Source organism: Candidatus Rokuibacteriota bacterium (assembly GCA_030647435.1).
Classification (GTDB): domain Bacteria; phylum Methylomirabilota; class Methylomirabilia; order Rokubacteriales; family CSP1-6; genus AR37.
This window is the reverse complement of record JAUSJX010000056.1, coordinates 35,915-57,916: the sequence shown is the minus strand read 5'-3', so window position 1 is coordinate 57,916 and position 22,002 is coordinate 35,915. Positions and strand designations below refer to the sequence as shown.

Annotated in this window: 18 protein-coding genes, 3 tRNA genes and 3 rRNA genes; 19 read left to right on the top strand and 5 right to left on the bottom strand. The window is 66.5% G+C overall.

The annotated features are described in order from the left end of the window. Nucleotides 1–24: 24 nt before the first annotated feature. Together Q7W02_10370 and Q7W02_10365 are read left to right on the top strand one after the other, a co-directional pair. Nucleotides 25–1,512: a glycine--tRNA ligase gene (locus tag Q7W02_10370; protein MDO8476575.1), complete on the top strand. Its 1,488-nt coding sequence runs from the start codon at nt 25–27 to the stop codon at nt 1,510–1,512. A gap of 29 nt (nt 1,513–1,541) precedes the next feature. Next, nucleotides 1,542–1,688, top strand: a complete 147-nt coding sequence (locus tag Q7W02_10365) for a hypothetical protein (protein MDO8476574.1) — start codon at nt 1,542–1,544, stop codon at nt 1,686–1,688. A gap of 17 nt (nt 1,689–1,705) precedes the next feature. On the opposite strand, the gene Q7W02_10360 is transcribed toward Q7W02_10365, so the two are convergent. Then, on the bottom strand, nt 1,706–3,844 hold the full coding sequence (locus Q7W02_10360; protein MDO8476573.1) for a penicillin-binding protein 1A: 2,139 nt from the start codon (nt 3,842–3,844) through the stop codon (nt 1,706–1,708). A 19-nt stretch (nt 3,845–3,863) separates the two neighbouring features. Between Q7W02_10360 and tyrS the strand changes: the two genes are divergently transcribed. The 6 genes from tyrS to rrf all read left to right on the top strand — a co-directional run bounded on the left by tyrS (nt 3,864) and on the right by rrf (nt 10,503). After that, nucleotides 3,864–5,084, top strand: a complete 1,221-nt coding sequence (gene tyrS / locus Q7W02_10355; GenBank protein ID MDO8476572.1) for a tyrosine--tRNA ligase — start codon at nt 3,864–3,866, stop codon at nt 5,082–5,084. 297 nt (nt 5,085–5,381) lie between these two features. Continuing rightward, nucleotides 5,382–6,944, top strand: a 16S ribosomal RNA gene (locus Q7W02_10350). A 108-nt stretch (nt 6,945–7,052) separates the two neighbouring features. Next, nucleotides 7,053–7,129 (top strand) — tRNA-Ile (locus Q7W02_10345). A 12-nt stretch (nt 7,130–7,141) separates the two neighbouring features. Continuing rightward, nucleotides 7,142–7,217: transfer RNA gene (locus Q7W02_10340), tRNA-Ala, on the top strand. A gap of 117 nt (nt 7,218–7,334) precedes the next feature. Next, nucleotides 7,335–10,317 (top strand): 23S ribosomal RNA (locus Q7W02_10335). A gap of 69 nt (nt 10,318–10,386) precedes the next feature. Then, nucleotides 10,387–10,503, top strand: a 5S ribosomal RNA gene (gene rrf, locus Q7W02_10330). The 16S, 23S and 5S rRNA genes sit together here with 2 tRNA genes alongside, the layout of an rRNA operon. Nucleotides 10,504–10,552: 49 nt before the next feature. Here the strand turns inward: rrf and Q7W02_10325 are convergent. Together Q7W02_10325 and yacG are read right to left on the bottom strand one after the other, a co-directional pair. Then, the gene (locus Q7W02_10325; protein MDO8476571.1) at nt 10,553–11,194 is read right to left on the bottom strand and encodes a site-2 protease family protein; all 642 of its coding nucleotides are present in this window, start codon (nt 11,192–11,194) and stop codon (nt 10,553–10,555) included. Beyond that, complete coding sequence (gene yacG / locus Q7W02_10320) at nt 11,191–11,406, bottom strand: DNA gyrase inhibitor YacG (GenBank protein ID MDO8476570.1); 216 nt, start codon at nt 11,404–11,406, stop codon at nt 11,191–11,193. The genes Q7W02_10325 and yacG overlap by 4 nt, the downstream gene beginning before the upstream one ends. 84 nt (nt 11,407–11,490) lie before the next feature. On the opposite strand from yacG, the gene Q7W02_10315 reads away from it, so the two are divergent. The 3 genes from Q7W02_10315 to Q7W02_10305 all read left to right on the top strand — a co-directional run bounded on the left by Q7W02_10315 (nt 11,491) and on the right by Q7W02_10305 (nt 13,833). Next, nucleotides 11,491–12,108 (top strand): DUF47 family protein, encoded by a 618-nt coding sequence (locus Q7W02_10315; protein ID MDO8476569.1) that lies wholly within the window; start codon nt 11,491–11,493, stop codon nt 12,106–12,108. A 19-nt stretch (nt 12,109–12,127) separates the two neighbouring features. Beyond that, nucleotides 12,128–13,123, top strand: a complete 996-nt coding sequence (locus tag Q7W02_10310) for an inorganic phosphate transporter (GenBank protein MDO8476568.1) — start codon at nt 12,128–12,130, stop codon at nt 13,121–13,123. 86 nt (nt 13,124–13,209) lie between these two features. Continuing rightward, nucleotides 13,210–13,833 carry a hypothetical protein gene (locus tag Q7W02_10305; protein ID MDO8476567.1) on the top strand — a complete coding sequence of 208 codons (624 nt, stop codon included), beginning with the start codon at nt 13,210–13,212 and terminating at the stop codon, nt 13,831–13,833. Nucleotides 13,834–13,874: 41 nt separating this feature from the next. On the opposite strand, the gene Q7W02_10300 is transcribed toward Q7W02_10305, so the two are convergent. After that, on the bottom strand, nt 13,875–14,141 hold the full coding sequence (locus tag Q7W02_10300) for a hypothetical protein (protein MDO8476566.1): 267 nt from the start codon (nt 14,139–14,141) through the stop codon (nt 13,875–13,877). A 505-nt stretch (nt 14,142–14,646) separates the two neighbouring features. Between Q7W02_10300 and Q7W02_10295 the strand changes: the two genes are divergently transcribed. Then, complete coding sequence (locus Q7W02_10295) at nt 14,647–15,549, top strand: transglycosylase SLT domain-containing protein (protein MDO8476565.1); 903 nt, start codon at nt 14,647–14,649, stop codon at nt 15,547–15,549. A 13-nt stretch (nt 15,550–15,562) separates the two neighbouring features. Then, complete coding sequence (locus Q7W02_10290; protein ID MDO8476564.1) at nt 15,563–15,805, top strand: MoaD/ThiS family protein; 243 nt, start codon at nt 15,563–15,565, stop codon at nt 15,803–15,805. 36 nt (nt 15,806–15,841) lie between these two features. Here Q7W02_10290 and Q7W02_10285 read toward each other — a convergent pair whose 3' ends face one another. Then, nucleotides 15,842–17,074, bottom strand: coding sequence for a multiheme c-type cytochrome (locus Q7W02_10285; GenBank protein MDO8476563.1), 1,233 nt, complete (start codon nt 17,072–17,074; stop codon nt 15,842–15,844). Between the two features lie 134 nt (nt 17,075–17,208). On the opposite strand from Q7W02_10285, the gene Q7W02_10280 reads away from it, so the two are divergent. The 6 genes from Q7W02_10280 (at nt 17,209) to selB (ending at nt 21,947) form a co-directional block, all read left to right on the top strand. Further along, nucleotides 17,209–17,306: transfer RNA gene (locus tag Q7W02_10280), tRNA-Sec, on the top strand. 39 nt (nt 17,307–17,345) lie between these two features. Further along, nucleotides 17,346–17,879: a DUF3105 domain-containing protein gene (locus Q7W02_10275; GenBank protein ID MDO8476562.1), complete on the top strand. Its 534-nt coding sequence runs from the start codon at nt 17,346–17,348 to the stop codon at nt 17,877–17,879. A gap of 9 nt (nt 17,880–17,888) precedes the next feature. Next, nucleotides 17,889–18,374 (top strand): hypothetical protein, encoded by a 486-nt coding sequence (locus Q7W02_10270; protein ID MDO8476561.1) that lies wholly within the window; start codon nt 17,889–17,891, stop codon nt 18,372–18,374. Between the two features lie 3 nt (nt 18,375–18,377). After that, a complete protein-coding gene (locus Q7W02_10265) occupies nt 18,378–18,665 on the top strand; it encodes a hypothetical protein (GenBank protein MDO8476560.1) in 288 nt (95 codons plus the stop codon). Next, nucleotides 18,649–20,043, top strand: coding sequence for an L-seryl-tRNA(Sec) selenium transferase (gene selA / locus Q7W02_10260; GenBank protein ID MDO8476559.1), 1,395 nt, complete (start codon nt 18,649–18,651; stop codon nt 20,041–20,043). Before Q7W02_10265 ends, selA begins: the two co-directional genes overlap by 17 nt. Further along, entirely contained in the window at nt 20,040–21,947 is a 1,908-nt protein-coding gene (selB, locus tag Q7W02_10255; GenBank protein ID MDO8476558.1) for a selenocysteine-specific translation elongation factor, read from the top strand. The genes selA and selB overlap by 4 nt, the downstream gene beginning before the upstream one ends. Nucleotides 21,948–22,002 lie beyond the last annotated feature (55 nt).

The following is a 22,002-nucleotide window of genomic DNA, read 5'->3' as shown; positions in this document are numbered from 1 at the left end:
AGGGGGCGTGATATTCTCACTTCCATGCCCGTGACCATGGACACGCTCGTTTCCCTCTGCAAGCGGCGCGGCTTCGTGTTCCAGTCGAGCGAGATCTACGGCGGCACGGGCTCCTGCTACGACTACGGCCCGCTGGGCGTCGAGCTCAAGCAGAACATCAAGCGGCTCTTGTGGCGGGACTTCGTCCAGAGCCGCGCCGACATGGTGGGCATCGACGCGTCGATCCTGATGCACCCGATGGTGTGGAAGGCGAGCGGGCACCTGGACCACTTCACCGACCCCATGGTGGACTGCCGTGAGTGCAAGCTGCGCTTCCGCGCGGACCACGTGGCCGAGCTGCCGTGGACGCACTATTGCCCCGCGACCAAGGGGAACAAGTTCACGATTCCTGCCGGAGAGCCGTGCTCGCACTGCGGCGCGCGGCGGACACTGTGTCCCGACTGCGGCAAGGGCGAGCTGACGGCGCCGCGCCAGTTCAACCTCATGTTCAAGACGTTCATGGGCCCGGTCGAAGAGGACGCGTCCGTCGCCTACCTCCGGCCCGAGACGGCCCAGGCCATGTTCGTCAACTTCGACAACGTGCTTCAGTCCATGCGGATGAAACTCCCCTTTGGCATCGCTCAGGCCGGGCGGTCGTTCCGCAACGAGATCACGCCCGGCAACTTCATCTTCCGAACGCGCGAATTCGAGCAGATGGAGATCGAGTACTTCGTCAACCCGCGGGACGCCGTCGAGGGACGGCCCGCCGACGAGTACTGGCACGACCGGTGGATCGCGGACTGCATGGCGTGGTTCCGGCGTTACGGGCTGCGCGAGGAAAATCTGAAGTTGCGCGAGCATGAGAAAGACGAGCTCTCGCACTACTCCAAGCGCACCGTGGACATAGACTATCGATTCCCCATCGGGTGGAGCGAGCTGATGGGCATCGCCAACCGGACGGACTTCGACCTGAAGCAGCACTCGAAGTTCAGCGGCAAGTCGCTGACGTACTTCGACGAGGAGCGGAAGGAGCACGTCGTGCCCTACGTCATCGAGCCCGCGATGGGCGTGGACCGCGCGCTCCTCGCCTTCATGGCCGATGCGTACGTCGAGGAAGAGGTGCGGGGCGAGAAGCGGGTGGTCCTGCGCTTCCACCCCGAGCTGGCGCCGGTGAAGGTCGCCGTCCTGCCGCTTCTCAAGAAGCGCGATGAGATTGTGCGTACGGCTCACGCGATCCGCGCCGATCTCGCCAAGCAGTGGCGGGTCGTGTACGACGACACGGCGGCCATCGGCAGGCTCTACAGGCGCCAGGACGAAGTCGGCACGCCCTACTGCGTCACCGTGGACGTGCAGACCGTGGGAGACAGCGACAAGGGCGAGGCGGGCGACGGCAAGGTGACGATACGCGACCGCGACTCGATGGAGCAGGCCCGCGTTCCCATCGACGCGCTGCCCGGGGTCTTCCACGATCTCCTGAGCGGTGGCGCCTGGGCCCAGGTCGCCGCCCTCTTCGAGCGGCAGATCGAGAAGTAGAGGCCGGCCCCACCCTGGTGGAGATGTCTATGCTCTCGACCCGGACCCTTCTGGTGTCCTCTCTCCTGCTGGCTTCCTGCGCGACGGCCTCTCCGGAGGAAGCCGCGCTCCGCGACATGGCTCGGGACGTCGCGACCGATCTCCGGGCCTGGCTTCGGGCGCACCCGAGCCAGTAACGACGCGCGGGCGGGCCCTACGGGCCCTGAGCTGGGGGCTTCGGCGTCTGGGCTGAGGCGCTCGGCGCTGCACCGGTGGCTGCCTCGGTAGGCGGCGTGCCTGGCGTCGCCGGCGAGTCGCCCTTGCTCCCGCCCCGCGAGGGCCCGCAGGTGTTCTTGGGCTCGGTGCCGGCCAGGAAGGCCATCATCACGGGCTTGACGCAGGAGCCCGACGCCGAGAGATCCACCGGCACGACCACCACGCCCTCCGGCACCGGGAAGTCCTCCACCGGCTTGCCTGCCAGCGCCTCCTTCATGAAGGTCGTCCAGATCGGTACCGCTACGCGCGAGCCCGTCTCGTCCTTGCCGAGGCTCTTCGGGCGGTCGTAGCCGACCCAGACGCCCGTGGCCAGTGTCGGTGTGAAGCCGATGAACCAGGCGTTGGAGTAGTCGTTCGTCGTGCCCGTCTTGGCCGCCACGGGCCTGCCGAGGGCCTTGGCGGCGTGGCCAGTGCCGCGCTCGACGGTGCCCTTCATCATGTGGGTCATGACGTAGGCGAGATCGGCAGGGAGCGCCTGCCGCCCCTGCGGCACGTTCTCCTCGAGGAGCTTGCGCTGCGCGTCCAGCACGTAGCGGATGGCGGTCGGCTTGACCCACGTGCCCTGGTTGGCGAGCGCGCCGTAGGCTGAGGTCAGCTCGAGCAGCGTCAGGTCTGACGTGCCCAGCGCGATCGACAGGTTCTCCTGAAGCGGGCTGTCCACGCCCAGGCGGCGAACGATGTCCACCGTGCGGCGGATGCCGGTCCGCTCCTGGACCCTGATGGCCGCGACGTTGATCGATTCCTCGAGGGCCTGCTGGTAGGTGATGGGGCCGCGGAACTTCCTGTCGTAGTTGTCCGGCTTCCAGATCTTCCCGCCGGCGAGCGGGTACTGGATGGGCGAGTCGTCCACCACGCTCGCCGGCGTCTGGCCCGACTCGAGCGCTGCCATGTACACGAAGGGCTTGAACGCCGAGCCCGGCTGGCGCCGCGCCTGCACGGCGCGGTTGAACTCGCTCTTGAAGAAGTCGTAGCCGCCCACCATGGCGCGGATGTAGCCGGTCTGGGGCTCGAGGGCGAGTAGCGCACCTTCGGGCCGCTCGGGCGCCGGCGCGCCCTTGCCGGCCGACGAGGCGCGGCGCGTCTCGAGGGCGCGCAGCCCGTCGCGCAGCGAGGCTTCCGCCTTGAGCTGCATGGCGGGCGAGAGCGTGGTGTAGACGTGCAGCCCGCCCTTGAAGACCAGGTCGGCGCCGTACTGCGCCTCGAGGTACTGCTGGACGAATTCGATGAAGTACTGCCCCGTCGTGCGGCGCCGCTCCGGCGGCACCAGGTCGAGGCCCGTTTTGCCTATGCGCTTGGCCTGCTCGGGCTTGAGCGCGCCCGTGTCCACCATGCGGAAGAGGACGGTGGCGCGCCGGCGGACCGCGGCATCGGGGTGCTCGAAGGGCGAGTAGGTCGCCGGCGCCTTCGGCAGCCCCGCCAGGAGCGCGCACTCCGCCGGCGCGAGCTCGCTGACGCCCTTGCCGAAGAAGGTGCGCGCGGCGGCCTCGACGCCGAAAGCGCCGTGGCCGAAGTAGATTTGGTTGAGGTACATCTCGAGGATGCGGTCCTTGGAGTAGCGGCGCTCCAGCTCGATGGCGAGCACCGCCTCCTTCAGCTTGCGGTCGAGGCTCCTGTCCGGCGTGAGAAAGAGCACCTTGGCCAGCTGCTGGGTGATGGTGCTGCCGCCCTCCACGATGCGTCCGCGGCGGAAGTTCTGGTAGACCGCCCGCGCGATGCCCATGGGGTCCACGCCGAAGTGGGAGTAGAAGCGCGCGTCTTCCGTCGCGATGACGGCCTGCTTGAGCGCCGGCGGCATGTGACCGAGCGTGACGAAGATGCGTCGCTCGAGGTGGAACTCGGTGATCGGCTCGTCGTTCTCGTCGTAGACCTTCGAGCCGACGCTGGGCTCGAAGCTCTCCAGCTGGGTGACGGAGGGCAGGGAGCGCGGCAGGATCGTCAGCACCCAGAACGTCGAGACGCCGGCGGCGAGCACGCCGACGGCGACCACGACCACCATGGGCACGAGGAGCAGGCGCAGCCAGCGCCGGCGGCGCTTCTGAGGCTTGGAACGCTGTTTCCCTCGTAGCTCGCGGGCCATGGATTGCTATTATACCCACGTGAGCGCGACCCGTCCTTCGATCGACGCCCAGATGGCCCGCATCCGCCGCGGGGCCGCGGAGATCGTCGTCGAGGCCGAGCTGCGCGCGAAGCTCGAGCGCTCGGAGCGGACCGGGAGCCCGCTGAAGGTCAAGCTGGGCCTCGACCCCACGGCGCCCGACCTCCACCTTGGGCACACGGTCGTCCTCCAAAAGCTAAGCGATTTTCAGGAGCTCGGCCACCAGATCATCATCATCATCGGGGACTTCACCGGGATGATCGGCGATCCCACGGGTCGCTCGGAGACGCGCAAGCCGCTCACCTGGGACGAGATCCGCGCCAACGCCGAGACGTATCGCTCGCAGCTGGGCAAGGTCCTGGACATGAGCAGGACGCGCGTGGAGTTCAACTCCACGTGGCTGGCTCCGTTGACGTTCGAGAACATCATTCGGGAGACCGCGCACCTCACGGTGGCGCAGATGCTCCAGCGCGAGGACTTCGCCAACCGCTACGCCTCTGGGCGTCCCATCAGTCTTCACGAGCTGCTGTATCCGCTCGCGCAAGGGTACGACTCTGTCGCGCTGGGATCCGACGTCGAGCTTGGAGGCACGGACCAGACTTTCAACCTGCTGGTCGGCCGCGATCTCCAGCGCGCGCACGGCCAGGAGCCCCAGGTGGCGCTGACCGTGCCGATCCTCGAAGGCCTCGACGGCGTACAGAAGATGTCGAAGAGCCTCGGCAACGCAGTCGGCATTGCCGAGCCGCCGGCCGACATGTACGGCAAGCTCATGTCAGTCTCGGACGACCTGATGTTCCGGTACTTCGAACTGGTGACCCGGGTCTCAGAGGCGGAGATCCAGGCTCTGAAGAAGCTTCACCCGATGGAGGCCAAGAAGCGGTTGGCCAGGACGGTAACAGCCATGTACCAGGGCGAGGCCGGGGCCGTGGAGGGAGAGGCTCACTTCTCCCGAGTCGTCCAAGGTAAGGAAATACCTGAAAAGGTTGAAGGAATAAAAGTAACTACCCCATACGAAGGCGTGCCGGCCTGGAAGGTCGTCGTGATGTCGGGCCTTGTCCCATCGAACTCCGAGGCACGGCGCCAGATCCAGCAGGGGGCTGTCGAGGTTGACGGGACGCGGCTGCCGGACCCCAACCAGCCTCTTCAGGCCGGCCGGGAGTACCTGATCCGGGTCGGGAAGCGCCGTTTCAAGCGGGTTTTCCTGGAGCGGACCGGGGAATAAAAAGGATTTGCTTGACACGCCCTTGGCCCATCCGTATCATCACCTATTGCCCACCCTCATAGGCGGCAACGCCTCTGCGGTGGGTGTTGAGAGACGGTAGCGGGTCGGAAGCACTCAAGCTGACCTGTTCCACCTCATCCAAAGGGGTCATTACCCCGCCGTTCTTTGAAAATCGCATATGTTACTGGCTCACCGACGAAGTGTGAGCACCATCCGTAACTACTGAGTACCTTGCGCTCGACCGATGCAACATCTTGGTTGGGCTTTTAGGGACCAGGTCTTCAAGTTTGTCGATTTTTCATGGCGAGTTTGATCCTGGCTCAGAGCGAACGCTGGCGGCGTACTTAACACATGCAAGTCGAACGGGGATCGTCGGGTTAGCAATAATTCGGCGGTCCTAGTGGCGCACGGGTGAGTAACACGTGGGTAACCTGCCCTTGAGTTCGGGATACCCCCTCGAAAGGGGGGCTAATACCGGATACGTTCCTCGGATCGACAGGTCTGGGGAGGAAAGGTGGCGCAAGCTGCCGCTCTTGGAGGGGCTCGCGGCCTATCAGCTAGTTGGCGGGGTAACGGCCCACCAAGGCTATGACGGGTAGCTGGTCTGAGAGGACGACCAGTCACACGGGGACTGAGACACGGCCCCGACTCCTACGGGAGGCAGCAGTGGGGAATTTTCCGCAATGGGCGAAAGCCTGACGGAGTGACGCCGCGTGTGGGACGAAGGCCTTCGGGTCGTAAACCACTGTCAGTGGGAAAGAAGGGTGTCGGCGTTAATACCGCCGGCATTTGACGGTACCTGCAGAGGAAGCCCCGGCTAACTCTGTGCCAGCAGCCGCGGTAAGACAGAGGGGGCAAGCGTTGCTCGGAATTACTGGGCGTAAAGGGCGCGTAGGCGGGATGGCAAGTCGGTCGTGAAATCCTTCGGCTCAACCGAAGAACGTCGATCGATACTGCTGTTCTTGAGGGTTGCAGAGGAGACTGGAATTCCCGGTGTAGCGGTGAAATGTGTAGAGATCGGGAGGAACACCGGTGGCGAAGGCGGGTCTCTGGGCAATTCCTGACGCTGAGGCGCGAAAGCGTGGGGAGCAAACGGGATTAGATACCCCGGTAGTCCACGCTGTAAACGATGACGACTAGGTGTGGGGGGGTTCAGTCCCCTCCGTGCCGCAGCTAACGCATTAAGTCGTCCGCCTGGGGAGTACGGCCGCAAGGTTGAAACTCAAAGGAATTGACGGGGGCCCGCACAAGCGGTGGAGCATGTGGTTCAATTCGATGCAGAGCGAAGAACCTTACCTGGGCTTGACATGCAGGAAGTAGAAACCGGAAACGGCGACGACCTGTTAAGTCAGGAACCTGCACAGGTGGTGCATGGCTGTCGTCAGCTCGTGCCGTGAGGTGTTGGGTTAAGTCCCGCAACGAGCGCAACCCTCACCCTATGTTGCCATCGGGTAATGCCGGGCACTCTTGGGGAACTGCCGGCGAAGAGCTGGAGGAAGGGGGGGATGACGTCAAGTCCGTATGCCCCTTATGTCCAGGGCTACACACATGCTACAATGGCCGATACAGAGGGTTCCCAACCCGCAAGGGGGAGGCAATCCCACAAAGTCGGTCTCAGTTCGGATTGCAGGCTGCAACTCGCCTGCATGAAGTCGGAATCGCTAGTAAGCGCAGATCAGCAGGCTGCGCTGAATACGTTCCCGGGCCTTGTACACACCGCCCGTCACACCACGAAAGCCGGTTGTACCAGAAGTCGCTGAGCCAACCGCAAGGGAGCAGGCGCCGAAGGTATGGTCGGTGATTGGGGTGAAGTCGTAACAAGGTAGCCGTAGGGGAACCTGCGGCTGGATCACCTCCTTTCTAAGGAGCTTCGAGGGTTCGGGGGTCCTTCATGGATCTCCGGGCCCTCCACAGCTTCGTTCTTCAGCTCTAACTTTCTCGCGTGAGCCAGTAACATTTTATTCTTCTGGGCCTTTAGCTCAGCTGGCTAGAGCGCGCGCTTGATAAGCGCGAGGTCCCTGGTTCGACCCCAGGAAGGCCCACCAGAATGGCGTGCTGGGGATGTAGCTCAGTTGGGAGAGCACCTGCTTTGCAAGCAGGGGGTCGCCGGTTCGAATCCGGTCATCTCCACCAGGCGTGAACGCGATTGAGAGAGGCGCGGCTCCGGCCGCGAAGCTCTTTGACAATTGAATACGTTGATTCTCGAGTGTAGCCAAGCGATGTTCTCCGTACGTAGGCAATGAAATTCGTGGTCAAGCTACTAAGGGCGAACGGTGGATGCCTTGGCGCCAGGAAGCGACGAAGGGCGTGGCTAGCTGCGATAAGCCCCGGGGAGCCGCAAGCAGGCTTTGATCCGAGGATACCCGAATGGGGGAACCCGGCTGGGGTAATGCCCAGTCGTCCGTCACTGAATCCATAGGTGGCGAGACGCGAACCGAGGGAACTGAAACATCTCAGTACCTCGAGGAAAATAAAGAAAACTCGATTCCCTGAGTAGCGGCGAGCGAAAGGGGAACAGCCTAAACCGGATCGGCGCAAGCCAGTCCGGGGTTGCGGGGCGCTGGTAGGGTGTAGCCCGGAGAGTTACAAAATCAGACGATAGCTGAAGGCTCTGGAAAGAGCCGCCACAGAAGGTGAGAGCCCTGTAGGCGAAATCGTCCTGATCTCTCTGGCCAGCGTTCCCAAGTACTACGGGACACGTGAAACCCCGTAGGAATCCGGAGGGACCACCCTCCAAGGCTAAATATTCCCTGGCGACCGATAGTGAACCAGTACCGTGAGGGAAAGGCGAAAAGAACCCCGGTGAGGGGAGTGAAATAGAACCTGAAACCGTTTGCCTACAAGCGGTGGGAGGGCTATGCGTCGCAAGACGAAGGCCTGACCGCGTGCCTTTTGCATAATGAGCCGGCGAGTTACTTCCGCGTGGCAAGGTTAAGCCTCAAAGGGGCGGAGCCGTAGCGAAAGCGAGTCCTAATAGGGCGTTTAGTCGCGCGGAGTAGACCCGAAGCCAAGTGATCTACCCCTGGCCAGAGTGAAGCCGGTCTAAACGCCGGTGGAGGCTCGAACTCATTTCGGTTGAAAACGGATGGGATGAGCTGGGGGTCGGAGTGAAAGGCTAATCAAACTTGGAGATAGCTGGTTCTCCCCGAAATAGCTTTAGGGCTAGCCTCACGTGTTGACGGACGGTGGTAGAGCTCTGGATGGGCTAGGGGTCCTACCAGATTACCAAACCTAACCAAACTCCAAATGCCGTTCGTTTCAGCGTGGGAGTCAGACGACGCGGGATAAGCTGCGTGGTCGAGAGGGAAACAACCCAGATCGTCAGCTAAGGTCCCTAAGTGCAGGCTTAGTGGGAAACGATGTGGAGTCGCACAGACAGCCAGGAGGTTGGCTTAGAGGCAGCCATCCTTTAAAGAGTGCGTAATAGCTCACTGGTCAAGCGATTCTGCGCGGATAATTCAACGGGGCTCAAGCCTGCCACCGACGCTACGAGCTCGGCGGGTAACCGTCGAGCGGTAGGGGAGCATTCGGCCATAGATTGAAGGCAGACCGTGAGGACTGCTGGACGAAGCCGAAGAGATAATGCCGGCACGAGTAGCGATAAACCAGGTGAAAAACCTGGTCGCCGAAAGCCCAAGGTTTCCTGGGGAAGGTTAATCCGCCCAGGGTTAGTCGGTTCCTAAGCTGAGGCCGACAGGCGTAAGCGAAGGGCAGCAGGTTAATATTCCTGCACCGCCGTGGTGACGTTACGAGCTATGGGGTGACGCAGAAGGTTAAGCACCGCCCGCGAATGGAAGTGCGGGTCCAAGCGCGTAGGGAGCTCTGATAGGCAAATCCGTCGGGGCGCTAATCCTGAAACGTGATGGGGAGGCCTTCGGGCCGCAAACGGGCTGATACCACGCTGCCAAGAAAATCCTCTAAGCCAGTTGCCAAGGCGACCGTACCGTAAACCGACACAGGTGGGCGAGGAGAATATCCACAGGCGCTCGGGAGAACTCTCGTGAAGGAACTAGGCAAAATAACCCCGTAACTTCGGGAGAAGGGGTGCCCCACTAAGGTGTTGAGCCTGAAGGGGTCGCAGAGAATTGGGTCAAGCGACTGTTTACTAAAAACACAGGACTCTGCCAACTCGCAAGAGGAGGTATAGGGTCTGACGCCTGCCCGGTGCCGGAAGGTTAAGGGGAGAGGTTAGTGCCGCAAGGTGCGAAGCTTTGATCCGAAGCCCCGGTAAACGGCGGCCGTAACTATAACGGTCCTAAGGTAGCGAAATTCCTTGTCGGGTAAGTTCCGACCTGCACGAATGGCGTAACGACTTGACCGCTGTCTCCACGAGAGACCCGGTGAAACTGTAGCGCCAGTGAAGATGCTGGCTACCCGCGTCAAGACGAAAAGACCCCGTGAACCTTTACTATATCTTGGTATGGAATTCTGGCAGGGTCTGTGCAGCATAGGTGGGAGGCTTTGAAGCCGGAGCGCTAGCTTCGGTGGAGCCGTCGTTGAGATACCACCCTGACCGTGCTGTAGTTCTAACCTGGGCCCGTGATCCGGGCCGGGGACAGTGCCAGGTGGGTAGTTTGACTGGGGCGGTCGCCTCCTAAACAGTAACGGAGGCGCTCAAAGGTCGGCTCAGCACGGTTGGAAATCGTGCGTCGAGTGCAAGGGCAGAAGCCGGCCTAACTGTGAGACCAACAAGTCGAGCAGGTGCGAAAGCAGGACCTAGTGATCCGGTGGTTCCGAGTGGAAGGGCCATCGCTCAACGGATAAAAGGTACTCCGGGGATAACAGGCTGATCTCCCCCAAGAGTTCACATCGACGGGGAGGTTTGGCACCTCGATGTCGGCTCATCGCATCCTGGGGCTGGAGCAGGTCCCAAGGGTTGGGCTGTTCGCCCATTAAAGCGGTACGTGAGCTGGGTTTAGAACGTCGTGAGACAGTTCGGTCTCTATCTGACGCGGGCGTAGGAGGTTTGAGGGGAGCTGCCCCTAGTACGAGAGGACCGGGGTGGACGGACCGCTAGTGTGCCAGCTGTTCCGCCAGGAGCACCGCTGGGTAGCTACGTCCGGCAGGGATAAGCGCTGAAGGCATCTAAGCGCGAAACCCGCCTCAAGATGAGACCTCCCAGGGCGTAAGCCCTCTGAAGGCCCCTGGAAGATTACCAGGTTGATAGGCCGCAGGTGTAAGCGCCGTAAGGCGTTCAGCCGAGCGGTACTAATCGGCCGTGCGGCTTGACCACGTTGCACTCATACAATTGTTCGTCGCTTGGCTGCACTCGAGAATCAACGTATACAATTGCCATCCGATTCCCGGTGGCGATGCCGGAGGGGCCACACCCGTTCCCATCCCGAACACGGAAGTTAAGCCCTCCAGGGCCGATGGTACTGCGCTGGTAACGGCGTGGGAGAGTAGGTCGCTGCCGGGGTAATTCAGGCGCCCGGACCGAAAGGTCCGGGCGCTTTGTTTTGTCCGCCTCAGACGATCAGCCGAGCGAGCATGATCATGAGCCGGCTCGCCCAGAGAAAGACCGGTCCGAGAATCCACTGGATCGCGCCCGTGAACACGAGCGCCAGCAAGAGGAGCATGCCGTAGCGCTCGAGGCCGCGGAGCGCGCCCGCCATGCCGCGGGGCAGCAGGTACGGCAGGAAGTGCCCGCCGTCGAGGGGCGGCAGCGGGATCAGGTTGAAGATCCCCAGCACGAGGTTGTACGTGTAGACGTACGACAGCGCGCGCAGGGCGGCCTCCGGCAGCACGCCCGCGGGCTTCAGCGCGAGGAGCAGCACCAGCGCCGCAAAGGCCGCCAGGAAATTGGCGATGGGGCCGGCCGCGGCCACCCGGCTCATGTCTCGCAGCGGGTTCCTGAAGTACTGTGCGTTGACCGGCACGGGCTTGGCCCATCCGAAGCCCGCGAGGACGAAGGCCAGGGCTCCGAGGGGATCGATGTGCGGCAGTGGATTAAGCGTGAGCCTCCCGAGCGACCTCGCCGTCGGGTCGCCGAGCCGGTCAGCCACGAGGGCGTGCGCCAGCTCGTGGACGGTGACCGCGATCAAAAGCGCGGGAACCTGGAGGACGAGGCGCTGGAGGAAAGCCGCGGGATCGCCGAGCAGTTCTGTCATTTGGCGGGCCGCGCCGGACGATCGTCGGGCGGGAGCTCCTCGGGCAGCGCGTCGACGGCCACGCGGTAGCGCTCGTCGAGCCACCGTCCGAGGTCGATCAACCGGCACGTGATCCCGCAGAAGGGCCTGTGCGGGTTGCCCTCCCAGGCCATTGCGCTTCCACAGCGCGGGCAGCGGGTTTGCCGGCCGGCGGCGGGCTCGTCGGATCGCACAACCGAATCCTAGCCACAGCTCCAGTGACTGTCAAACCGGCCGGGGGCCGTTGACATGCGGGGCGACCCGGGAGAGGATGAAGCGTGTTTCGTCTCCTTCCACGCGACGAGAACTTCTTCGACCTCTTCGAGCAGCAGGCCGGCCACATCGTCTCGGCGTCCAGGGTGCTGGAGGAGCTAACGCTCGACTACCCCTCAGCCCAGGCCAAGGTGCAGCAGATCCGCGACCTCGAGCACGCCGGCGACGCGGTCACCCACGAGGTGGTCCGGCGGCTCAACACCACGTTCGTTACCCCGATCGATCGGGAGGACATCTACGCGCTTGCAAGCCGCCTCGACGACGTGCTGGACCTCATCGACGCGGTCGCCGACCGGCTGCTGCTGTACAAGATCAAGAACCCCACGGACGGATGCCTCGCCATGGCCAAGATCATCGTCAAGACGGCCGAGGAGACGGACCGCGCGGTGCGCTGCCTGCGCACGCTCTCGCCCCTCTACCAGAAGCACTCCATCGAGGTCAACCGCCTCGAGAACGAGGCCGACCGCCTGCTGCGCGACGAGCTGGCGGCGCTGTTCGAGGGCGGCACGGACGCCATCGAGGTGATCAAGTGGAAGGAGCTGTACGAGACGATGGAGGCCGTCACCGACCGCTGCGAGGACGTGCTCAACGTGATCGAGGGCATCACCCTCAAGATGGCCTGAGCCGGGCGGCACCCCGGACATGAGCGGATCTATCCTGCTGGTGGCGTTCATCATCGCCGTCGCGCTCGCCTTCGACTACATCAACGGCTTCCACGACGCCGCCAACTCCATCGCGACCGTCGTCTCCACGCGCGTGCTCACGCCCATGCAGGCCGTGGCGTGGGCGGCCTTCTTCAACTTCGTGGCGGCCTTCGGCTTCGGCGTCCAGGTCGCCAAGACCGTCGGGAAGGGCGTCGTGGACGCGGGCGTGGTGGACCAGTGGGTGATCCTCGGCGGCCTGACCGGCGCGATCGTGTGGAACCTGATCACCTGGTACTACGGCATCCCGTCGAGCTCGTCGCATGCGCTGATCGGCGGCTTCGCCGGCGCCGCGGTGGCGAAGGCGGGCTGGGGCGCGCTGGTGGCGACGGGACTGCTCAAGATCACGGCGTTCATCGTGCTCGCCCCGGTCATCGGCATGGCGCTCGGCTTCGCGCTCATGGTGGCGACCCTCTGGATCTTCCGGGGCGCGCGCCCGAGCCGCGTAGACGCGCTCTTCCGCAGGCTCCAGCTTATCTCCGCGGCCTTCTACAGCCTGGGCCACGGCACCAACGATGCCCAGAAGACCATGGGGATTATCGCCATCCTGCTCTTCTCGGGCGGCTACCTGGGCCCCGAGTTCTACGTGCCGGTTTGGGTCATTCTCGCGGCGCACGCGGCGATTGCGCTCGGGACCATGGCCGGCGGCTGGCGCATCGTCAAGACCATGGGGATGCGGCTGACCAAGCTGCGCCCGGTCGGCGGCTTCTGCGCCGAGACGGCCGGGGCCGTGATGCTGATCGGCACGGCGATCGGCGGCATACCCGTCAGCACGACCCACACCATCGCCGGCTCCATCATGGGTGTCGGCGCCACGCAGCGGTTCTCGGCCGTGCGCTGGGGCGTGGCGGGGCGCATCGTGTGGGCATGGATCCTGACCATCCCGCTGTCTGGCGCTCTCGCGGCCGCGACCTGGCTCGTCCTTCCCCACGGATGACCAACCGGAGCTCCGGCGCTCGCTCGACCGTTTCGGGGGTGATGCTTCTGCTGCTCGGAGTAACGAGCGTCGCGTCGGCTGGGGATGTGGCAGCGCTGGTCGCGCCGCTCCTCGCGGCGCGTGAGCGGGGATCGCTCGGCAGCGTCGAGGGCCGGGCCTACGCGGAAGGACGGCCTGGCGGAGAGGCCACGCCCTACGTGTCAGTCTCGGTGCTCCTCCTGCCGCGTTCGGCTGCCTTCGAAGCCGAGCTCGAGGCGATCAAGACGCACTCGCGCGACTCGCCCGATGCCTACATCGAGGCGGAGCCCAAGGTGAGCGCGGCCCGCCTGGCCTTCGAGCGGACGCTCATCGACACGGGAGCCGGCCAGTTGATTCTCGGCGAGTCCTCGGACAGCGTGGGCGCCTTCCGCTTTCAGCGGGTGCCCGAGGGCGCCTGGATGCTGCTGGCCTGGCGCGAGACGCCGCATGCCAAGCGCCCGCCCGGTCCGAAGCGGGGCGAGGCCGAGCGCTACAAGATGCGCCCGCGGGTCTTCGGCCAGACGACCGTGACGTTTTGGTGGAGGCCCGTAACCGTGAGGGCAGGTGAGGAAGCGACGGTGCGGTTCCACGACCGCAACGAGTGGATGACGGGGGTCAGGGAGGATCGCCGCGTTCCTGATCCGGACCAGCCGGCCACTCCCCGGACGCGGCAGGGCGCCGCCCCCCGTTAGAGGAGCGGCGCCCCGGATGACTCTGAGCGGCTGCCGCGACGCTACTTCTTGTCGCCCATCTTCTTGTCGTCGGCCGCCTTCTTGTCGCCCATCTTCTTGTCGTCGGCCATCTTCTTGTCGCCCATCTTCTTGTCGGCGGCCGCCTTCTTGTCGGCCGCCTTCTTGTCGGCGGCCGCCTTCTTGTCGTCGGCCTTCTTGTCCATCTTGTCCTCGGCCTTGGGGGCCACGGCAGGCGCCTGAGCGGCTGCGAAGCCCGCCGTGCCGAAAGCGAAAGCAATACCAATCACCAGCGCGATGATCTTCTTCATGTGGATTCACCTCCTTTCCTTCTGTCCCGACTGCGTGTCAAAACCACCTTAGTTTGCGAGTGGTTACGATACGTTGTGGCCGCCTATGTGTCAAGGGCTATCCGTCCTGGCCAGCCCTGCCTGGGGGGTTGACCCCACTTGTCCGTCCGTGGTACAACCCCTCAAGTTCCTCTCCATGTCCTTCCAGAACGGGCCCCGCGGTATCGGTTTCTTGCTCCTCTGCCTGGCGGCCCTGGGACATCCAAGGGTGGCCGGGGCGGAGCTGGAGGGGTTCTCCCCCTTCCCACCGGCCTCCGAGCTCCCCGTCCAGGACCGGGCGGTCGAGGCCCCCCAGGAGCCTCTGCTTCCCCGGGACCCAGCCGAGTCGGGCCCGGGATCTGCCCGTCAAACCTCTGACGGAGCCGGGACGGAGTCATTCAGCCCCGCAGCGCCCACGTTCCCCATCCGTGACAATGCCGAGGTCAGACGCTTCCTCGAACAGTTCCAAACGGGCGACCGAAGGGCGGTGGTCGAGCGGTGGCTCGATCGTTCGGGCCGCTACGCCGAGATGATCCAGGGCGTACTCAGGGACAAGGGGCTGCCCGAGGACCTCATGTTCACCGCGATGATCGAGAGCGGTTTCAACCCAGTCGCGGTGTCCCGGGCGGGTGCCAAGGGGCTGTGGCAGTTCATGGCGCCCACGGCGCGGCGCTACGGGCTGCGCGTGGACCGCTGGGTGGACGAGCGCCTCGATCCCGAGAAATCCACGGTGGCTGCCGCGCGCTATTTCAGGGACCTCCATGCGCTCTTCGGCTCGTGGGAGCTCGCCAAGGCGGGGTACAACGCCGGTGAGATGAAGATCCTCCGCGCGATGAAGGCGCTCGGGACAAGCGACTTCTGGGAGCTGACGCGGGGACGCATCCTCCGTGAAGAGACTAAGAACTTCGTCCCCGCCATCCAGGCGGCGACCCTCATCGGCCGCGAGCCCGAGCGGTACGGCTTCACGGCCTCCCAGACCGAGCCGCTCGCCTACGAAGCCGCCCCTGTGCCTTCGGGTCTTGCGCTCTCGCGGGCCGCGGCGCTCGCGGGCATCGGCGTCGAGGTCCTGTACGAGCTCAATCCCGAATTGAGGCTGAAGCAGACGCCCCCGGGCGGGCCCTATTTGCTGAAGTTCCCCGTGGGTGTTTCTGAGCGGTTCGTCGGGGCCCAGGAGCGCGCGCGCGGACAGCGGCTCGCGGCGGCCGGCCGCGGCCGCCAGGTGGGCAAGCCGGAGATCCACGTCGTCCAGCCGAAAGAGACCGTGGGCACCATCGCCAAGCGCTACGGCGTCTCGGCCGCCGAGCTCACGCGCTGGAACGAGCTCGACGAGGCCGCGCGCATCCGCCCGGGCGACCGGCTCCGGATCGCCTCGGCCCTCCCGGCCGACTAGCTCCCGCGGCCGGATGAAGGTCGAAGTCCGGCTTTTCGCGACCCTTCAGCCCTACCTGCCTGCCGGCGCCCACGGCGACGGCGTCTCGCTCGATCTTCCTCCCGGCGCCACCGTGCGCGACGTGGTGGAGTCCCTCAAGATCCCGGGCGAGCTGGCCTGCCTCACCGTGGTCAATGGCCGCGACGCCGACCCGGAGCAGGTTTTGGCCCCGGGCGACGAGCTGGCCATGTTCCCGCCGCTGGCCGGCGGCGCCTGAGGGCCCGCGCGGTGACGACAGTCCCCGCCGGCACTCTCAGGTCAGCGGCAGCTCCTTGACGTACAGCGTGTAGGCCGAGCGGCGCGTGGCCTCGAGCGCTGCCCTGATCTGCGCTTCGCCTTCGCCCGCTCCCGCCGCCAGCAGGGCCTCGAAGAAGCGCGTGTAGAACTCGTCCGGCAGCACGGTCACGGTGACGCGAAGTTTCAGGCCCACCGCCTCGAGCCGCCGCGAGTAGTCGAGGGTAAAGCGCCCCCCGGGCGGGATGCGCGTGTCGGAGATCTCGCGCGAAAGGTCGAGCGGCACCTGGCGGGCGATGACGCGCTGTTCGACGCTCCCGGCCACGGGCTGTCCCTGGGCGTCCACGAGTTCGGCGCGCACCAGCACCTGGGGCGTGACGTAGGTGGGGAAGGCGTGCCCGATCCTCGGCGTTGCGATCGCCAGCGTCGCGCGCACGAGGTCGCCCGCGCGGTAGCGCGCCCGGTCCGCTCTCACGGTGATCTCGACGCCGGAGCGCACCATGTCCGCATCGTGGATGCCGCGCCAGAGGTGACGCCGATCCGGCATGTGGCAGTGCTGGCACTGGAGTCCCCGGCGCGCCGCCGGGCTCCCGCGCCACTCCTCGTAGGTGTTCTCGAGCGGCTTGCCGTTCAGGGAAAGGCCGTCGGCGCCGAATTGGTGGCAGCTCGCGCAAAAGCCGGCGCGGAGGAAGGCGGTCGTCCGCGTGACGCCATTGTGCGGGAGCGTCGCGTGCGGCGCGCGGCTCGCCGTCGAGCCGTCCCTGCGCGGCGGGCCGAAATGCTCGTGCCCCCGCACGTGGCAGCTCGCGCAGATGACGCCCCGGGACTGGAGCGCCGGATCGAAGTCGGGGTTGGAGACGACCCCGCGCGCGTCGACCAGCGCAGGCCGCTGCTCGGCGACGGGCGCATGACAGCGCGAGCATGATCGCGCGGCGGCGGGCTCTCGCCGTGCCATCTCGACGAGCTGGCCGGCCACGCCGGGCCCCATGCTCTTCGAGTGAAGCGAGGCCTGCCAGTCGCCGAACTGGACCGGGTGGCAGGCGCCGCAGGCTTCCGGCTGGAGCGAGCGCTCGATAGGAGAGAAGCGCGCGGGCGCTGGCCCCTGGGGTGGGATGGCGCGGCGCCAGTGCTTTTCGAGGAACCCGCGCTCGTCGGCTTCGATCGCGCCGGGCCGCGGCGTCGGGTCGGCGGCGCCGGCGGGCAGCGCCAGAGCAAGCAGCGCTACCGTCACGAGCCGGGTCGTCCGTCCCATGGCTCGCGAGCCTATCACGCTCCCCCCGCTATCCTCGGAACCTCCAGCGCGTTTGGGGAACCTCGAGCGCGTTTGGTGCCCCCCGACCCGGGTGGTACACTCGGAACCCTTGAATCGTCCGTCGTTGGACGCACGGAAGCGTCTAGGATCCCGGTGGGCCTCCCGGACTTCAAATCCGGCGTCCGGCTCTAGACAAGTCGGAGGTGGGTTCGACTCCCACACGCTTCCGCCACAACCCACGCTTCGACACTCGGTCATGGGGACGCGAGACATGCACGCCAGCGTACGGGCCGCGGAGCTCGGCAGCGGGAGAAGGATCTGGCTGTGGGCCGGCGGCGCAGCGGCGGCCGCGGCCGTCGTCGCCGGCGTTTTTGCCTACCGCGCGGCGGTGGCCCAGCCCGGCGTGAGCCAGCCGGACCAGGGCAACCGACACATCCAGACGCTCAACGAAACGATCCCGCCCTACAATTCCGAACCGCCGACCTCGGGGCCGCATCTGCCGTACGTCGCGCCCTGGGGCATCCACACCGAGCCCATCCCCAGGCAGCTCCAGGTGCACAACCTCGAGGATGGCGGCGTCATGGTCCAGTACAACTGCCCCGACGCCTGCCCCGACCTCGTCGCCAAGCTCACGGCCATCGTGTCGGGTTACGAGCGCCAGGTCATACTGGCCCCCTATCCCGGCATGAAGACGCGGATCGCGCTGACGGCCTGGACGCGGCTCGACGCTTTCGACGATTTCGACCCGAGGCGCGTCCGCCGCTTCATCACCGCCTACCGCGGGATCGACCACCACCCGCGGTAGAATGCATCCATGACCGGACGGCGCTCGCGGCTTCTCGGGGCGGTGTGGGCCGGCCTGGCCTGGATCATGGCGGGCGGCTGCGCGGCCTACATCTCGCCGCTCCAGCCGCCGCCGTACCGCGACCAGATCGCGGCGCCCTACGATGTCACCTGGAACGCGCTCATCCGGGCGCTGGCCTTCGACAACGTCCCGCTGCGCGCGGTCGCCAAGGACTCCGGCGTCATCGCCTCCGACGACATCGTCTCGCCCATCGGCGTCTACGCCGACTGCGGCAGCCTGGGCGACAAGTCCCTCGAGGGCGAGGCGCTCGTCACGTTCACGGTCTTCGTGCGGCCGAACGGCGGCACGACCGATCTCCAGATCAACAGCAAGATGCGCACCTTCCGCCTCGGCAAGCCGGGCAGTCTCCGGCCGAATCCCAATTACGGGTGCGTGTCGACGACCCGCTGGGAGCCCAACCTGGTGGACAGCGTGCGGGGCTTGGTCAAGGAGTAGGGGATGCCGCCCAAGCTGCCCGAGCTGGTGAAGCGCGCGCGACGGCTCGCGACCGAGCGAGATCGGCTCGTCCAGGAGCTGGCGCGCGAGTGGACGACCGCGCTCCGCGGCCAGGGCTTCTCGCCCCGAGACCTCGACGAGCTTTGGGCGGGGCTGACGGAGGAGGCGGTGCGCCGGCTGCTGCAGACCGACGCCCGCGGCGCGGGCGGCGACGCGATCCGGCACGAAGCGCGCGAGATCATCGCCCGGGTGCGCGCGCGCGTGGAGAGCGAGCTTGCCGCCGGAGGATAAAGCGAAGACGCTCCTGCGCGCGCTCCCGGGGGTGGACGCCCTCGTCACCCGCGTGGAAGGCCATGCCGCGCTCGCCGGCATCACGCGCCGGCGCCTGACCGAGGCTGCGCGCGACGTGCTCGCCGCCGAGCGGCGGCGCGTGCTCGAGGGCGCGCCCGCGGCGGCCGCGGCCGAGGCATTGGCCGAGCGCGTCGTAGCCCGGCTCTCGCAGGGCGGCGCCTTCTCCCTGGCCCGCGTCGTCAACGCCACGGGGGTAGTACTCCATACGAACCTCGGCCGCGCCCTGCTCTCGCCGCTGGCGCGCGAGCGGCTCCAGATCGTGGCCGGAGCCTACTCCAACCTCGAGATGGATGTGAACCGCAAGGAGCGCGGCTCGCGCTACGCTCACGTGGACGCCCTCCTCCAGCGTCTGACAGGCGCCCAATCTTCGCTCGTGGTCAACAACTGTGCCTCGGCGGTCCTGCTCGCGCTCGAAAGCCTCGCGCGCGGCAAGGAGGTCATCGTCTCGCGCGGGGAGCTGATCGAGATCGGCGGCGAATTCCGCATCCCCGACATCATGCGCCGCTCGGGCGCGACGCTGCGGGAGGTCGGCACGACCAACCGCACGCACCTCAAGGATTACGCGCAGGCGATCGGGCCCGAGACCGGGCTCCTGCTCAAGGTCCACACGTCCAACTATCGCGTCGTCGGCTTCACCGCCGCCGTGTCCTCGCGCGAGCTTGCCGACCTTGGACGGGAGCGGGGCGTGCCTGTCATGGAGGACCTGGGCTCCGGCTGCTTCATAGACCTCCGTCGCTTCGGCTTCCCCTACGAGCCAACCGTGCCCGAGGTCGTGGCGTCGGGCGTGGACCTCGTGTCCTTCTCGGGAGACAAGTTGCTCGGCGGACCGCAGGCCGGCATCGTCGTCGGCACGGCCGGGCTGGTCGGCCGCCTGGCGCAGAACCCGCTCAACCGCGCGCTCAGGATCGACAAGTTCACCGTGGCGGCGCTCGAAGCGACGCTCTACGCGTACGAAGCGGGCGACGCGCTCGAGACCATCCCCACGCTCCGCATGCTGACCGAGGCGCAGGCGGCGATCCGGCGCCGGGCCCGCGGGCTCCTGCGTCGCCTTCCGCCGGAGACCCATGCGCGTCTCGGCCTGGCGCTCGTGGAGGCGACCTCCCAGGTCGGCGGCGGCGCGCTGCCGACGGTGGAGCTGCCGACGGCGGCCGTGGCGCTCGGCACTCCCGAGTGCCCCGCGCAGGCTCTCGATGAGCGCTTGCGCATGGGGCAGCCGCCCGTTCTCGGCCGCGTGCTCGACGACCGGCTCCTGCTGGACTTCCGCACGATCCTCCCCTCGGACATACCGGCGCTGGTCCGAGCCCTCAGCAGCCTGTGACAGCGGCGAAGCACGTCGTAGCCGGGACCGCGGGGCACATTGATCACGGCAAGACCTCGCTCGTCAAGGCGCTGACCGGCACCGACACCGACCGGCTGCCGGAGGAGAAAGCGCGTGGCATCACCATCGACCTTGGCTTCGCGTTCCTCGAGGAGCCCGGCGGCTTGACCATCGAGATCGTCGACGTGCCCGGCCACGAGCGCTTCGTCAAGAACATGCTGGCGGGCGTGGGGGGTATCGACCTGGCGCTTCTCGTCATCGCCGCCGACGAGGGCGTGATGCCGCAAACGCGGGAGCACCTCGCGATCTGTCAGCTCCTGCGCATCAAGTCGGGCATGGTCGCCCTGACCAAGACCGACCTCGCGGAGCCCGACTGGGTCGAGCTGGTCAAGGATGATGTCGCGCGGCTGCTCGCACGCACCTTCCTGGCGGGCTGCCCCATCGTGCCCGTGTCGGTGAAAACGGGGCAGGGGCTGCCCGAGCTGCGCCGGACGCTGGCGCGGCTGGCCGCCGAGGTGCCGGGGCGGCCCACCGACCAGACGGCGCGCCTTCCGGTCGACCGGGTCTTCACCGTCAAGGGCTTCGGCACCGTGGTCACCGGCACGCTGATGGCCGGACGGCTCGCCGTGGATGACAGGGTCGAGGTCTTTCCCAGGGCGGTCCAGACCAAGGTGCGCGGGCTGCAGGTCCACAGCCGCACCGTCCCAACCGCGCAGGCTGGGCAGCGCACCGCCGTCAATCTCCAGGGCGTCGAGCGCGCGGCCGTCGAGCGCGGGGATGTCATCGCGCCGCCGGGCGCGCTCATGCCGACCCTTCTGCTCGACGCCACGCTCGAGCTCCTGGCCGAGGCCCCGCGGCCGCTCAAGGCGCGGGACCGCGTGCGCTTCCACGTCGGCACCCACGAGGTGATGGCGCGCGTGCTGCTCGTGGACAGGCAAGAGATCGCGCCCGGTGACGTGACATACGGCCGCTTCCGTCTCGAGGCGCCCGTCTGCGCGCTGCCCGGCGACCGCTACGTCATCCGCTCCTACTCGCCCATCGTCACCATCGGCGGCGGCACCGTGCTCGACATCGCTCCGCCGCGCTTCAGACGAAAAGGCGGCGCGCTCGCCGACCACCTGCGCCTCCTCGAAACGGCGGCGCCGGCCCAGGTCGTCGAGGAGCACCTGCGCCAGGCTGGGGCGGCGGGGCTCCGCGCCGCCGACCTGCGCGCCCGCACCCCCTTCGGCCCCGAGCGCCTCCGCGCGCTGCTCGAGGAGCTCCAGCAGGCCCAGGCGGTGACGGCCGTCGACCGCGAGTGGTACGTGCACCGCGAGGCGAGCGACCGCCTCCGCTCCCAGACCCTGGCGCTCCTCGAGGTCTTCCACCGCCAGAACCCGCTGCGCGGGGGAATCTCCCGGGAGGAGCTCCGAAGCCGCGCGGGTCATGCGCAGGAGAAGATCTTCGCCCAGCTGCTGGCCGCGCTCGAGGCCGACGGCGCCGTCCGGAGCGAGCGGGACCAGGTGCGCCTGGCCTCCCACGGGATCCGCCTCACTCCCGAGCAGCAGCGCGTTGTCGATGGGCTCGAGGGGATTTTTCGGTCCGCGGGCGCCGCGCCGCCCAACCCCGAGGAGGCGCTCGGCCGTCTGGGGGTCAAGGGCACGGAGAAGCATGAGCTCTTCCAGCTGCTCGTCGCCGACCGGCGGCTCCTGCGCGTCAAGGAGTCCCTCTTCTTTCACGCGGCGGCGCTCGTGGAGATCCAGGACAAGGTCGTGGCCCACCTCAAGGAGAAGAAGGAGATCGGCCCCGCGGACGTCAAGGACCTCCTGGGCGTCAGCCGGAAGTACGCCATCCCGCTCATGGAGTACTTCGACTCCCAGCGCGTAACCGTGCGCCAGGGCGAGCACCGCATACTGCGCGGCTGACCGGTTGACTTGGCACTCTCGCGCCTGTACGGTAAGGGGGCTTCAGGATAAGGAA

Bases quoted from the DNA above. Each gene is read 5' to 3' on its own strand.
- Q7W02_10365 (MDO8476574.1), top strand. From the start codon at position 1,542: ATGCTCTCGACCCGGACCCTTCTGGTGTCCTCTCTCCTGCTGGCTTCC.
- Q7W02_10360 (MDO8476573.1), bottom strand. From the start codon at position 3,844: ATGGCCCGCGAGCTACGAGGGAAACAGCGTTCCAAGCCTCAGAAGCGC.
- Q7W02_10310 (MDO8476568.1), top strand. From the start codon at position 12,128: ATGAGCGGATCTATCCTGCTGGTGGCGTTCATCATCGCCGTCGCGCTC.
- Q7W02_10285 (MDO8476563.1), bottom strand. From the start codon at position 17,074: ATGGGACGGACGACCCGGCTCGTGACGGTAGCGCTGCTTGCTCTGGCG.
- Q7W02_10275 (MDO8476562.1), top strand. From the start codon at position 17,346: ATGCACGCCAGCGTACGGGCCGCGGAGCTCGGCAGCGGGAGAAGGATC.
- Q7W02_10325 (MDO8476571.1), bottom strand. From the start codon at position 11,194: ATGACAGAACTGCTCGGCGATCCCGCGGCTTTCCTCCAGCGCCTCGTC.
- Q7W02_10265 (MDO8476560.1), top strand. From the start codon at position 18,378: ATGCCGCCCAAGCTGCCCGAGCTGGTGAAGCGCGCGCGACGGCTCGCG.
- Q7W02_10370 (MDO8476575.1), top strand. From the start codon at position 25: ATGCCCGTGACCATGGACACGCTCGTTTCCCTCTGCAAGCGGCGCGGC.
- Q7W02_10300 (MDO8476566.1), bottom strand. From the start codon at position 14,141: ATGAAGAAGATCATCGCGCTGGTGATTGGTATTGCTTTCGCTTTCGGC.
- Q7W02_10270 (MDO8476561.1), top strand. From the start codon at position 17,889: ATGACCGGACGGCGCTCGCGGCTTCTCGGGGCGGTGTGGGCCGGCCTG.
- Q7W02_10290 (MDO8476564.1), top strand. From the start codon at position 15,563: ATGAAGGTCGAAGTCCGGCTTTTCGCGACCCTTCAGCCCTACCTGCCT.